At 60.1% G+C, this 11,971-nt stretch carries 14 protein-coding genes; 9 read left to right on the top strand and 5 right to left on the bottom strand.

Features of this window, described 5'->3' with window-relative positions:
• Window positions 1-308 precede the first annotated feature (308 nt).
• The 3 genes from JMA46_RS16360 (at window position 309) to JMA46_RS16350 (ending at window position 2,475) form a co-directional block, all read left to right on the top strand.
• Window positions 309-1,733: a C2 family cysteine protease gene (locus tag JMA46_RS16360; RefSeq protein WP_348770204.1), complete on the top strand. Its 1,425-nt coding sequence runs from the start codon at window positions 309-311 to the stop codon at window positions 1,731-1,733.
• Window positions 1,730-2,167 carry a hypothetical protein gene (locus JMA46_RS16355; RefSeq protein ID WP_207346409.1) on the top strand — a complete coding sequence of 146 codons (438 nt, stop codon included), beginning with the start codon at window positions 1,730-1,732 and terminating at the stop codon, window positions 2,165-2,167. The genes JMA46_RS16360 and JMA46_RS16355 overlap by 4 nt, the downstream gene beginning before the upstream one ends.
• Before the next feature lie 92 nt (window positions 2,168-2,259).
• On the top strand, window positions 2,260-2,475 hold the full coding sequence (locus JMA46_RS16350) for a hypothetical protein (RefSeq protein ID WP_207346408.1): 216 nt from the start codon (window positions 2,260-2,262) through the stop codon (window positions 2,473-2,475).
• Here the strand turns inward: JMA46_RS16350 and crcB are convergent.
• From crcB to JMA46_RS16330, 4 genes are read right to left on the bottom strand one after another with little or no spacing between them, the layout of a single operon-like run.
• Window positions 2,472-2,849: a fluoride efflux transporter CrcB gene (gene crcB / locus JMA46_RS16345; RefSeq protein WP_207346407.1), complete on the bottom strand. Its 378-nt coding sequence runs from the start codon at window positions 2,847-2,849 to the stop codon at window positions 2,472-2,474. The two genes, JMA46_RS16350 and crcB, sit on opposite strands and share 4 nt — an antisense overlap.
• The gene (locus tag JMA46_RS16340) at window positions 2,846-3,358 is read right to left on the bottom strand and encodes a CrcB family protein (protein ID WP_348770203.1); all 513 of its coding nucleotides are present in this window, start codon (window positions 3,356-3,358) and stop codon (window positions 2,846-2,848) included. Before JMA46_RS16340 ends, crcB begins: the two co-directional genes overlap by 4 nt.
• On the bottom strand, window positions 3,355-3,846 hold the full coding sequence (locus tag JMA46_RS16335) for a universal stress protein (protein ID WP_207346406.1): 492 nt from the start codon (window positions 3,844-3,846) through the stop codon (window positions 3,355-3,357). Before JMA46_RS16335 ends, JMA46_RS16340 begins: the two co-directional genes overlap by 4 nt.
• On the bottom strand, window positions 3,847-4,521 hold the full coding sequence (locus JMA46_RS16330; RefSeq protein WP_207346405.1) for a hypothetical protein: 675 nt from the start codon (window positions 4,519-4,521) through the stop codon (window positions 3,847-3,849).
• Window positions 4,522-4,722: 201 nt separating this feature from the next.
• Here JMA46_RS16330 and gcvH point away from each other — a divergent pair, with 201 nt between their 5' ends.
• The 5 genes from gcvH (at window position 4,723) to JMA46_RS16305 (ending at window position 7,899) form a co-directional block, all read left to right on the top strand.
• Window positions 4,723-5,109: a glycine cleavage system protein GcvH gene (gene gcvH / locus JMA46_RS16325; protein ID WP_207346404.1), complete on the top strand. Its 387-nt coding sequence runs from the start codon at window positions 4,723-4,725 to the stop codon at window positions 5,107-5,109.
• A 164-nt stretch (window positions 5,110-5,273) separates the two neighbouring features.
• Window positions 5,274-5,756 carry an FHA domain-containing protein gene (locus JMA46_RS16320; RefSeq protein ID WP_207346403.1) on the top strand — a complete coding sequence of 161 codons (483 nt, stop codon included), beginning with the start codon at window positions 5,274-5,276 and terminating at the stop codon, window positions 5,754-5,756.
• 48 nt (window positions 5,757-5,804) lie between these two features.
• The gene (locus JMA46_RS16315; RefSeq protein WP_348770205.1) at window positions 5,805-6,530 is read left to right on the top strand and encodes a MerR family transcriptional regulator; all 726 of its coding nucleotides are present in this window, start codon (window positions 5,805-5,807) and stop codon (window positions 6,528-6,530) included.
• The gene (locus JMA46_RS16310) at window positions 6,527-7,042 is read left to right on the top strand and encodes a bifunctional nuclease family protein (protein WP_207346401.1); all 516 of its coding nucleotides are present in this window, start codon (window positions 6,527-6,529) and stop codon (window positions 7,040-7,042) included. Before JMA46_RS16315 ends, JMA46_RS16310 begins: the two co-directional genes overlap by 4 nt.
• A gap of 263 nt (window positions 7,043-7,305) precedes the next feature.
• The gene (locus JMA46_RS16305) at window positions 7,306-7,899 is read left to right on the top strand and encodes a MerR family transcriptional regulator (protein ID WP_207346400.1); all 594 of its coding nucleotides are present in this window, start codon (window positions 7,306-7,308) and stop codon (window positions 7,897-7,899) included.
• Window positions 7,900-8,003: 104 nt separating this feature from the next.
• Here JMA46_RS16305 and JMA46_RS16300 read toward each other — a convergent pair whose 3' ends face one another.
• Window positions 8,004-8,900 carry an AAA family ATPase gene (locus JMA46_RS16300; RefSeq protein ID WP_207346399.1) on the bottom strand — a complete coding sequence of 299 codons (897 nt, stop codon included), beginning with the start codon at window positions 8,898-8,900 and terminating at the stop codon, window positions 8,004-8,006.
• Between the two features lie 152 nt (window positions 8,901-9,052).
• On the opposite strand from JMA46_RS16300, the gene gcvP reads away from it, so the two are divergent.
• Window positions 9,053-11,914 (top strand): aminomethyl-transferring glycine dehydrogenase, encoded by a 2,862-nt coding sequence (gene gcvP / locus JMA46_RS16295; RefSeq protein WP_207346410.1) that lies wholly within the window; start codon window positions 9,053-9,055, stop codon window positions 11,912-11,914.
• Window positions 11,915-11,971 lie beyond the last annotated feature (57 nt).

Below are 11,971 nucleotides of genomic sequence, written 5' to 3'. Positions count from 1 at the left end.
ACCAACCCGGCAATCTAAAGAACAAGGCAGGGGCCAAAAGGTCCCCGCCATGGTCGTCCTGAAGACGTTCAGAACGACCATGACGGTTCGAGGCCATGAAAAGGACTGTCAAGCACTCCACGGATCAAGAACCGGCCGGACGCTGGTCCTAAAATCAGAAATCGGTGGCCCACGGCCAAACCCCCTAAAAGACTACTGACCCGAGCACCTAGTGAGGGGTAGAGGTGCCCATCGAATTTTCCGGCAGATGGACGTAGTCTCACTTTGAGCAGGGCTGATTTCCATCGACAAATACTAAGGCGGAGTACGTGGGAGATTTTCTGGGGGCAGACGTCGATCAGTTGCGTGAGTTCGCACGGGACTTGGTTTCGGCTTCCGAAAAGCTGTCGCAGACCGGTTCGATGCTTTCACAGCGGATTGCACAAAATCGAGGCTGGCACGGTCCTGATGCGCAGCGTTTCAGCATGGATTGGTCAACGCGTCTGCGCCCCACGCTAGCCAAGGTTGCTGCAGGGTTGGCAAGCGTGGGCAGGGAAGTGAAGATACAGGCCGACGAGCAGGAAACTGCCAGCAGCGCTTCAGGAATGGGAAGCGGAGCGTCCAGTCCGAGGTATGCGGACCCAGGACAAGAGGATCTCAGCGACAACGAACTGAAGGACCTCAAAACACTGGTGGATAAGGCCGCGGACAGCAGCAACCCCTTTAGGGGGAATGACAAGGATGTACAGAACCTTCGGGAAGCCCTCGACAAACTCAGCCCTGCCGAGCTTGAGCAGTTTCTAAAGACTCTTTCCGACGCTGATTTGAAGTCTCTTGCCGACGGCGCGGGGGCCAGCGGAAAAGGATTGTTTGATTGGCAGGGAACTACGGCCTTTGAGCGCCAGGGCCTGCTGGACCAACTGCTGTCCAAAGCCTCGCCCGAACAAGTCGAGAGAATCAAGGAACAGTTTCAGTGGGCGCAGCCTGATGGCACCTCTCAAGGTGATGCTGCCCGCCCAGGCGGCGCTAAGCCGGATGAGTCCAACCGGTGGATGACGCCTGAAGGTCCTGTGATCGGGCCTGATCCTGACAAGGACGACATTAACCAGGGCGGGTATGGCGACTGTGTGGTCCTGGCCGGTGCAGGTGCCCTGGTTGCGAGCGATCCCGCTTGGGTGCGCGAGCACGTCGTCGACAACGGGAACGGGACTGTCTCCGTGAAGCTTTTCGACAAGGATGGGAATGAACAATGGGTGAGCGTTACTTCCGATCTGCCGGCCAACCAATACGGAGATCCCAAGGGTGCCCGTCCTGGCGAGAACGGAAGCTGGCCTGCCTATGTGGAGAAAGCGCTGGTGCAAGTTTACGGCGAGGACAACGCACGTGACACTGTGGCGAAAGGCGCGCCCGCGGACCAGGCCTTCGATCCGGGTCACTACAGGGCCATAGAAGGCAACTACGGCCCTGATGCATTGGGATATCTGACGGGCAAGGACATAGACCAAACCAGAGATGCCCAAAAGTTGTGGCAGGCTGTGGAGAATAACCAACCAGCCATCGTCACCACTCGAGGCGAGGTCCCGGACGGCGCACCAAACGGCTACCATGCAGGTCATGCATACTTTGTCGAGGGAACGGACGGAAACGGAAACTTGATCTTGCAAAATCCTTGGGGACCCGACGAGCCCAAGATGGTCATCACCCCCGATCAATTCGAAGGACTGTTTCAAAATGCTTCGGTGGTGTCGAAGTGAGAATCACACACCTCGGCTCAGCTCTCATGGCGGCAGTGATAACCATTGCCGGTATTACGGCTTGCAGCCCAGTCAACGATGCAACCGGAACCCCCACCACCCAGAAAGATGGTCTTATGTTCAAGGTAAGCAGTTGCACCGGTCTCGGGAACTACCAACTTTCACTTTCAGTAAACGGCTCAAGCCCCTTGCTGCCTGAATCAGCCCTGGGCAGTGCCTACACTCCCAGGGTTCGGCTCTCTGGGACAAAAGCACACGAGGATCCGGCGACAGTTGACCTGTCCGTCGTTGCAGACCAGCCGAAACCGGCCACGCCCGAGGACTTTCGATCCCTGGTGTTGGGCGATGTGGTCTCATTCAGGGGCTACACGCTCAAAGTTACGTCCATTTGTGATGGCAGCGCCAGCTTTGACTTGGTGTCTCAGGAGGACTGAGTGTTCAACGTATCAACGAGGAAGGAATACTCTGGTTGGACAGGCCCTTCTCCAAGAGGTCCCTGCTCCGCCAGGGGACAGTAGGGTGGAATATGCTCAACGTCGCCCTGCCGTCCATCGACTTTCTCCTGCCATTGGAGGTCGTTGACAAGCTCGATCCGCTGGTCCGGGACGGGCATCTTCCCAGCGTCAGGCTCCAGGCCGCCGAGCGAAATGCCTGCCGGCTGGGCTTCATGGGCATGGAACAGCAACGGGTGGACATGCTGTTTGTAGCTGACGAAGCCCGTTCCGTTGAGGGCGTGCGCTAGATCAAGGATCCAACCCAATAGCCCAGTGCTGCGCCAGCAACTGTGACAACAAGGGTTCCCACAGCGTTGGCAAATGAAACGGCATAGCGTTTCTCGCCCAGCAGTCGCACGGTTTCAAAACTCGTTGTGCTGAAGGTCGTGTAGCCGCCCAGGAACCCAGTCCCTGCCACAAGCGCCAAGGCGGTGGGAACCACCGTATCTGCTGCCAAAGCCGTGAGCAGGCCAAGAATCAATGAACCTGAAACATTGATGAAGAACGTGGCCCAGGGAAAGACGGTGCGCACGCGGGTGCCAATGATGCCGTCAACGGCAAATCGGGTAGCGGCGCCCAATCCGCCGGCAACGGCCAGGGCAACGAAAACCAGCGGTGTCACAGGTGCTGCCCTCCAAGTGGCGGAGGGCCGGGCAATGCGGACCCGTCGGCAACAGGGCCCGGAGACGCCGGGAAATTGGTCCCCACGGCGATGCCCGCCCATGTCGCCACCGCTCCTGCAACCACAACTCCCAGGCCGGCCGCGCCCGCCAAAACCGGTCCTAATGAGCCAGCACCCAAAAGCATGACGCCGACGGCCAGCGTGCTGTACGTGGTGAAACCACCGCAAAAGCCCGTCCCCAGCAGCAGTCTCAACTGGCGGTCCCGCGAGAGTTTGTGCCCTTGCGGACCTGGTGCGACGAGCCTTGCCCTGGCCCTGGTGTGGCGATCCAGGCTTGCATAGAGCAGTCCGAGCGCAAAGGCGCCCACAACGTTGGCGGTGACAACAGCCCACGGCAGGTGTCCGGCGTCGGGCATGGCAAGGATGAGCCCTTCGCGTGCGCCAGCACCCAACGTGCCTCCGGCGGCAACCCAACTCAGGGATGGCAAGTGCAGGAACGGATGTGTCACTGGCCGTCCTGCGCCTGGGCTGCATGGTGGACCGGGACCACCAAGACGGAGCAACGCTGCGCCCGCGCAAGCTTTACGGCCACTGAACGGCTCAGAATCTTGTGCAACGGTGAATGGTTGTCGGTACTGGTGCCGATCACGATCATGGACGGGTGAATTATTTCAGCGCAGCGGGCCAGAGCCGCGGCGGCGTCGCCGGCCAGCAGGAGCGCGCGCCACTGGACGTGGAGAGGATCCAACTGCTTGCCCAGCCTGGCGGCGAGCTTCACGGGGAACGTGTCTCCGTCGTCGTCCATGAAATCCGGATCCAGAGGTGCGGAATCCACCGATCCGTCGAGAGACTCGGTGACCGGGTAGCGGGTTGGGTTGGCGTAGGCGCACACAAGCGGACAGTTCATCGCCGTAGCGAGATGAGCGGCCTCAGCGACCACTGCGGGGGGTTGCCCGGGATAAACCGCAACGAGCAACGGCTGCTGGCTCTGGACCATTTATGCCTCCGGACTGTCACTGGAGTTGCTGGGTGGATTGTGCCGGGCGGCGCGCGCAGCCACCTTGGCCGCCTTTTCAGCGTCCCTGGCCTGGTCCTTAGCTGCCCGCACCTTGGCGGCTTCGCTGTCACGAACCAACTTTTCGGCGGTCTTGAGTTCGCGAAGTTTTTTGCTGCGGCGCATCCATATGCGACCCAGCACAATCAGTGCCACGGCGCAGACCACACCGACCACCATGAAAATTTGACTCCACGTGCCGAACCAGTTGGCGCTGTTGGCCCAGATGGAGCGGGCATCGGCTGCTGTCTGGGTGTTGCCGTACAGCACCCCCAAGGTCAGCAGGTTTGGGATGGTCAGCAGCGCCCCCAACACCACCAATGAGATTCTGACCCACGTGTTCAGCTTCTTGTGGTGTGCCTGCCAGGCGATGAGGATCGGCACAAATGAGAATGTAAAACCGTAGAACATGCCCAGCGGAATACTGTTGCCCAGTTGCCCGCCAATCTGGTCCCTGATGCTGTTGGACCACATCAAAGGAACCGTGACAGAGGCAATCAAGTACCCCACCACCAGCACGACGGCACCAATGGCACCCAAGATGGTGCGCCAGAGCCACACCGGCAGTTTGCCTTTCGACTCCCTCGTGGGATTTGGGGCCGCTACTGAATCAGTCATGGTTCAATCATGTCAGGTTTGGTGGAATGCGGGCCTGTCATGAAGGTAAAAGAGGCTAGAAACTACCTTCGACTTGTCAAGAACGGCTGCACCCTAAAGACTAGAAGTGGTACAAAGGGATTTAGTGTCCCTGACCATGTTTTACTTTAGTCTTCACTCTATTTATCGCGCGGCAGCGATGAATCCCGAAAGGTGCGCATTATGAGCAGCATTCCCGCAGACTTGTCCTACACGGCAGAGCACGAATGGGTCCTGACCCCCACAGCGGGCGGCGTGGTTCGCGTTGGCATCACGGACTTCGCCCAGGATGCGCTCGGCGACGTCGTCTATGTACAGATGCCCGAGGCAGGCACCGAAGTTTCTGCAGACACGGTGGTGGGCGAAGTAGAGTCCACCAAGAGTGTCAGTGACATTTACGCTCCTTTGACTGGAACGGTCACGGCCCGCAACGAAGCCTTGGACGCCGACCCGTCCCTTATTAACTCGGATCCGTATGGAGATGGATGGCTGGTGGAGATTACGTTGGCCGACGCTGCCAGCTACAGCACCTTGCTCAGCGCTGCGGAGTATCAGGAAAAGGTAGGCTAGGAGTCTGGGAAGGTTTGTCCGGGAATCCGGCATGCGCAGCACTCGTTGCGCAGGTGGCGGGATTCGCGAGCCAGTACTTTCCAGGCCGAAAGCAGTTTCTGTATTAATACTTGAGCCGCAACTGCGATCTCGAGCACTTTTTTAGCAAGCAAGGAGGAGTACCAATGGTTGATAGGGGTAACGACGCTAGGGTTAATGATCAGGCGAGCTCCCAGGATCAGCCCGGTGTAACTGACACCACGTCGATCCATCTGCCTCCTGTTCAGGCTGGCCCGTCCACGGTGCCGGTACTGGCCACGGATGAGCTCAATGCGGTGAACTCTCTTCCTGCTGGTTCGGCGCTGCTCATTGCTCATGTGGGACCCAACGCAGGTGCACGTTTCTTGTTGGACAGTCAGGTCACCACAGCTGGGCGCCATCCGGACGCCGACATCTTCCTTGATGATGTGACGGTCTCGCGCAGACACGTCAATTTCATGAAGTGCGAGGGTGGTTTCGAGGTCATCGATGCAGGGAGCCTCAACGGCACCTACGTCAATGGTGATCGTGTGGACTCGGTGCGTCTGAACACAGGGAACGAAGTCCAGATTGGCAAATTCCGGCTGACCTACTACTTCAGCTCCAATTCCGCGGTTGCGGACTCCTAGGGCGACGTGGCAAGTCTGAACTCGGGTGCCGGACGCCAGCTGGTGGATGTGCAATCCGCCAGCCGGCGTTCCGGTGCTGCCTCCGTCCTGAACATTGGGGAGGTGCTGGCGCAACTGAACGATGACTTTCCCACGGTGACGGCATCCAAGATCCGTTTTTACGAGGAAAAAGGTCTGATTTCTCCCCAGCGTACGCCTGCCGGGTACCGCCAATTCCGGGAGTCCGACGTCGAGCGCTTGCGTTTTGTGCTGGCGCTGCAACGGGATCATTACCTGCCCTTGAAAGTGATCCGTGAATATCTTCAGGCCATTGACCAGGGCTTGACCCCGGAAAACTTGCCTCCTGGGGTGTCCATCGCGCCGCGGATGGTCTCCGATGACCTGGCCCGGGAACTGAATGTCCGTTCACGACGACTGAGCCCTGAGCAGTTGCGCACTGAATCAGGGGCAGGGATTGAACTGTATGAAACGATGCTCAGCTACGGGCTTTTGGAAATGCACGACGGCGGCTTTGACGACCACGCCCTAAAAGTGGCTCGCGCCTGCACCTCCCTGGCAGCCCACGGCTTGGAGCCCCGGCATCTGCGGCCGTTCCAGGCAGCGGCCGAGAGGGAATTTGGGCTGGTTGAACGGGCTGTTGGCCCACGATCCGCGAAGCGTGATGGCACGTCTGCCATCCGTGCCGCAGAAACTGCGCGGGAAATCGCCGAGCAGTGCTTGAACCTCCACAGTGCTTTGGTCCAAGCACGCATTGCCGAAATGGAAACCCCATGATTCAGGTCACGATTGTTGGCGTCAGAATTGAGATGCCTTCCAACCAGCCCTTGGTATTGCTGCGTGAGGCCGCCGGTGAGCGGCACATCCCCATTTGGATAGGGGCTGCAGAAGCTACGGCGATTGCCCTGTCAGAGCAAGGTGTGGTTCCGCCGCGGCCCCTCACCCACGACCTCCTCTGCGGGGTGGTGCTGGCGCTTGGCCACAGCATTGCGCGGGTCAATCTGACAAAGGTTGAAGAAGGCGTGTTCTACGCCGAGCTCGTCTTCGACAACGGCACCACCATCGGCTCCCGGGCCTCCGACGCCATCGCTATTGCCCAGCGTGCCGGATGTCCCATCTGGGCTGCTGAAAGCCTGGTGGAAGAAGCTGGTGTGCTCATTGCCAGCCACGACGACGACGGCGGCGGGGAGCAAGTCTCCGTTGAGGTCGACGACGAAGCCAAGGAACGTGAGGTTCGTCAATTTCGTGAATTCCTCGATGAGGTGGAACCCGAGGACTTTGACAAGTAATTCGCCAATTTCCGGCGTTTTTGTCCCATCTCTAACGTTAAAGCTGAAGCTGAATCTTTCGACACGGAAAAATTGTTGTACAGACGTCTTTGACCTTGCTCCCGCACCACTCTAACGTCGAGGTATTGAGTTCCCCATTGCAAGCTTCGGCTGGTGCGGGCACACTGGAGGCAAGAGTCCTAACAGCTCAGCGCCGCGGTGACCCACCCTTTCCGGGAGCAGGTGCCAACCCTTTTGGGGGGACTGTGAACAGGAGGATCCACGTGAGTGCCAAGAGTGACGCCGGCGAGCCGACGGCAGCCGTTGTCCCCAGCACTGCCTTAGGGGCAGGATCGCAGGGCTTGCTATTCACTGAAGATCTGCCAGTCCTGGACGAACATGCAGGATACCGCGGACCCACCGCATGCAAAGCTGCAGGCATCACGTACCGGCAGTTGGACTATTGGGCACGCACCGGCCTGGTTGAGCCCGCCGTGCGCGGAGCTGCAGGATCCGGTTCACAGCGCCTCTACGGTTTCCGCGATATTCTTGTATTGAAAGTCGTCAAACGACTTTTGGACTCCGGTGTTTCGCTGCAGCAGATTCGCTCAGCCGTTGAACACCTGCGTGAGCGTGGCGTTGAAGATTTGGCACAGATTACGTTGATGAGTGACGGTGCTTCAGTGTATGAATGCACTTCCGCCGACGAGGTCATCGACCTGGTTCAAGGCGGCCAGGGCGTGTTCGGCATCGCCGTCGGACGGGTTTGGCGTGAAGTTGAAGGAACGCTGGCCGCGCTACCCAGTGAGCACGCCGCCGTGCAGACGTTTCCGGGCGACGAGCTCAGCAAGCGCCGCGAAGCACGTAAAATCTCCTAAGCACCCTCCCGGCGACTCCTTGAATGCGAGCGGCCGAGACTTCCGCATGCGCTTGGCTCGCTAAACCACGACGGCGTGCCATGTTGGCGAGGAAGCATGAAATTTCACACGCGCCCGCGAGCATGGCACGCGCTCAGCGAGGGGTGCTCAGCTTTGGCACGCGCTCGGCCCCGGTAGAGGGGGCTGTGTTTGCCGCTTTGGTTCAGTAGCGAGTCAAGCAGTCTGTCAAAGAGGGCCGAAGCGTTCTTGGCCGAATCTCCGGGCCATTGGTGCACCGGGTGGGCGGCACCTTGAATCTGCTGCCAGTTGGCCTGTTCCGGAATGGTGGGGGAGAGCAGCATCTCGCCAAACATGGTCTTCATCTCGTTCAGGCGGTAGGCATGCTCACTGGAACCGGTGCGTACCCGGTTTGCCACAATGCCGGCGGGAACCAAAGTAGGGGCATATTCAGTGCGGAACAGTTCAATGGCGCGCAGTGTCCGCTGGGTTCCTGCCACCGAGAACAAAGCCGGCTCGGCCACCAACAGCACGCGGCTGCTCGCAGTCCAGGCCATGCGGGTCAGTCCGTTCAGCGACGGCGGGCAGTCAATCAGAACGAGCTGATAGGGAGCCTTGCCGTCACTGTCAGCGTTCGCCAGCACAGTGGAAAGCCGGCGAAGGTCTCGCTTACTCACGTCGGGGCGGTCATAAATACCGGAGAGTGCTGAGCCCTTGGCGACGTCGAGGGTGGGTGCTGTGCCGCCGTCTGTGGCGTGCGCGGGCAACCAACCGCTGGGCACCACATTGGCTCCAAGATCGGCCTTGCGGGCATTCTTGATCAATTGCCCAATGTCGAGCTGTCCGCCCGCCGAAACACCCAGGCCGGTGGTGGCGTCTGCGTGGGGGTCCAGGTCGATCACTAAAGTGGGGATGCCGGCAGCCAAGGCTGCCGAAGCGAGCCCGAGTGTGACCGAGGTCTTTCCAACGCCGCCTTTGAGGCTGCTGATACTGACTACTTGCACTGAAAAACCATTACCCTTTGTGTTGCTGACTCAGTCGAGTGTGTGGCCTATAGCCCAGACACATACAATAGCTGTGGAACGTTAGCGACTTGGAGAACCCCTTGACAAACACTGCTGATAATTTGCCCGGACGCCAGAACACAAACAGCCTTGTGTCGGCCGTCTTTAGCGATCGACATATAGGGGTTGCTGAGCAACCGCACATACATCATATGTTGAGCGCGTTGGGATTTTCCTCGTTGGAGGAACTTTCAACGGCCGCGCTGCCACATTCGATCTACACGACCGAACCGCTGAACTTGCAGGCCGCCGTCTCTGAAGAGGCCATGCTGGCAGAGCTGAAGGCCTTGGCAGGTAAAAACACCGTCAACAAGTCCTTCATTGGCCAGGGCTACTACGGAACGCACACCCCTGGAGTCATTCAGCGCAACGTGCTGGAAAGCCCTGCCTGGTACACGGCCTACACCCCTTACCAGCCGGAAATTTCCCAGGGCCGCCTTGAAGCCCTGTTGAACTTTCAGACCGTAGTGTCAGATCTCACCGGCATGGTCACCGCAAATGCGTCCATGCTCGACGAAGGAACGGCTGCCGCTGAGGCGGTGGCGTTGATGCGTCGCAGCAACCGGACTGCCAAGAACGACGCCGTCCTGCTGATTGACGCTGATGTGTTCCCGCAGACGCTGGCGGTGGTGACGACACGCGCCAAGGCCATGGGCATCCCCATCTTGTCCCACGATTTCGATGAAGAACTCCCGGACGTAGAGATCTTCGGCGTGCTTTTGCAGTACCCCGGCGACTCCGGCATGATCCGTGACATTGCCCCCGTGATTGCCGCAGTGAAGGAACGCAAGGCCGTAGTTGCTGTCGCCGCCGACTTGTTGGCACTGACCCTGCTGGAATCCCCTGGTGCTCTCGGGGCGGACTTGGCAGTGGGCACCTCGCAACGATTCGGCGTCCCCATGGGCTTTGGCGGACCTCACGCCGGCTACATGGCTGTCCGCAAGGGCCTTGAGCGCGCACTACCGGGCCGCCTGGTGGGTGTGTCCAAGGACGTGTCAGGAAACCAGGCGTACCGGCTGGCCTTGCAGACCCGTGAGCAGCACATCCGCCGCGAGAAGGCTACCTCCAATATCTGCACCGCCCAGGTTTTGCTGGCTGTCATGGCGGGCATGTACGCCGTCTACCACGGACCCGAAGGTCTGCGCCGGATCGCCACCCGCGTCCACGCCATGGCCCTTGCCGTAGCCGACGCCGCAACGGCGGCCGGCCACACAGTGGTCCATGAGAACTACTTTGACACCATCAAACTGAAAATCTCATCGCTGGCCGGGCACTCCACGGCCGAACTCGTTGCCGCAGCGCATCGGGCAGGTTACCTACTGCGCCAGATCGATCGTGACCACCTGCAGATTGCCGTGGATGAAACCACCACCGAAGCTGACCTGGCCGCACTGGCAGGATTGCTGGCCGTTGACTCCCGGGACAGCAAGGCGCCCACCATGGCAGCCGACGCGTCCGACGTCGAGCTTCCCACCCCGGTGCGCACCACCGGGTACATGGACAACGCGGTGTTCCACACCCACAACTCGGAAACTCAGATGCTGCGTTACCTGCGCAAGCTTGCCGACGCCGACTATGCACTGGACCGCGGCATGATCCCGCTAGGCTCGTGCACCATGAAGCTCAACGCCACCGCCGAAATGGCTGCCGTGAGCTGGCCGGAATTCTCCAATCTGCACCCGTTTGCACCTGCTTCGGACACGGTGGGAATGGTGGAAATGGCCACGCAGTTGGAGGACTGGCTGGCAGAAATCACGGGCTACGACGCCGTCTCCGTCCAGCCCAACGCCGGTTCACAGGGCGAATTTGCCGGCCTGATGGCCATCCGTGCTTACCATGTGGAAAACGGCAATCCGGACCGCGACATCGTGCTCATACCCACCTCCGCGCACGGCACCAACGCCGCCTCCGCCGTCATGGCCGGCATGAAGGTTGTCCCGGTCGGCACCGATGGTTTCGGCAACGTCGACATTGACGACCTCAAGCGCCAAATCACCGTCCACGAGCAGAACTTGGCGGCCATCATGGTCACCTACCCCTCCACCCACGGCGTGTTTGAGACGGCCATCAGCACCATTTGCGCCATGATCCATGACGCCGGAGGTCAGGTGTACGTTGACGGGGCGAACCTGAATGCGCTGGTCGGGTTGGCGCAGCCGGGCAAGTTTGGTGCCGACGTTTCGCACCTGAACCTGCACAAGACGTTCTGCATCCCGCACGGCGGCGGAGGACCCGGCGTGGGCCCGGTTGCCGTTGGCGCGCACCTGGCTAAGCACCTGCCAGCTCGCGAACTCGGAGTTGATTCCTCCGTGGGCCTGGTTTCCAGCGCACCCTACGGTTCGGCGTCGATCCTGCCGATCTCCTGGGCCTACATCCGCCTGATGGGTCCGGACGGCCTGCGCCAGGCAACCCAGACGGCCATCCTGTCCGCCAACTACATCGCCCGGCGGCTCGGGGAGCATTACCCGGTGCTGTACACCGGCCCCAATGACTTGGTAGCGCATGAGTGCATCCTAGATCTGCGCGGCATCAGTGCAGACTCCGGTGTGAGCGTCGACGATGTGGCCAAGCGCCTCATCGACTACGGATTCCATGCTCCCACCATGTCCTTCCCGGTCGCAGGGACGTTGATGGTGGAACCCACCGAGTCGGAGGACCTGGGCGAGATCGAGCGGTTCATCGATGCCATGATCTGCATCCGCAAGGAAATTGCCGCGGTGCAGGACGGGCTGTGGCCGGCAGCGGACAACCCGCTTTCCAACGCCCCGCACACCGCACATTGCCTGACCCAGGAATGGGATCACCCGTACACCCGCGAAGAGGCGGTTTTCCCGTCAGGGGTGGACCCGCGGGCCAAGTACTGGCCTGTGGTACGCCGCGTGGATCAGGCGTATGGGGACCGCAACCTGGTCTGCTCCTGCCCATCCCTTGAAGAACTGGCGGAAGTTTTCTAACAGCCTTGGGTTGTGAGCCCACACACTCAATGTGTGTGGGGGCACAACCCAGGGTGG

The organism is Arthrobacter sp. E3, assembly GCF_017353415.1.
Classification (GTDB): Bacteria; Actinomycetota; Actinomycetes; order Actinomycetales; family Micrococcaceae; genus Specibacter.
The sequence above is the reverse complement of the archived record's forward strand: the minus strand, read 5'-3'. Positions and strand labels throughout refer to the sequence as shown.

Coding starts and splice junctions, on each gene's coding strand:
- JMA46_RS16310 (WP_207346401.1), top strand. CDS start 6,527: ATGATTCAGGTCACGATTGTTGGCGTCAGAATTGAGATGCCTTCCAAC.
- JMA46_RS16335 (WP_207346406.1), bottom strand. CDS start 3,846: ATGGTCCAGAGCCAGCAGCCGTTGCTCGTTGCGGTTTATCCCGGGCAA.
- JMA46_RS16320 (WP_207346403.1), top strand. CDS start 5,274: ATGGTTGATAGGGGTAACGACGCTAGGGTTAATGATCAGGCGAGCTCC.
- JMA46_RS16350 (WP_207346408.1), top strand. CDS start 2,260: ATGCTCAACGTCGCCCTGCCGTCCATCGACTTTCTCCTGCCATTGGAG.
- gcvH (WP_207346404.1), top strand. CDS start 4,723: ATGAGCAGCATTCCCGCAGACTTGTCCTACACGGCAGAGCACGAATGG.
- JMA46_RS16330 (WP_207346405.1), bottom strand. CDS start 4,521: ATGACTGATTCAGTAGCGGCCCCAAATCCCACGAGGGAGTCGAAAGGC.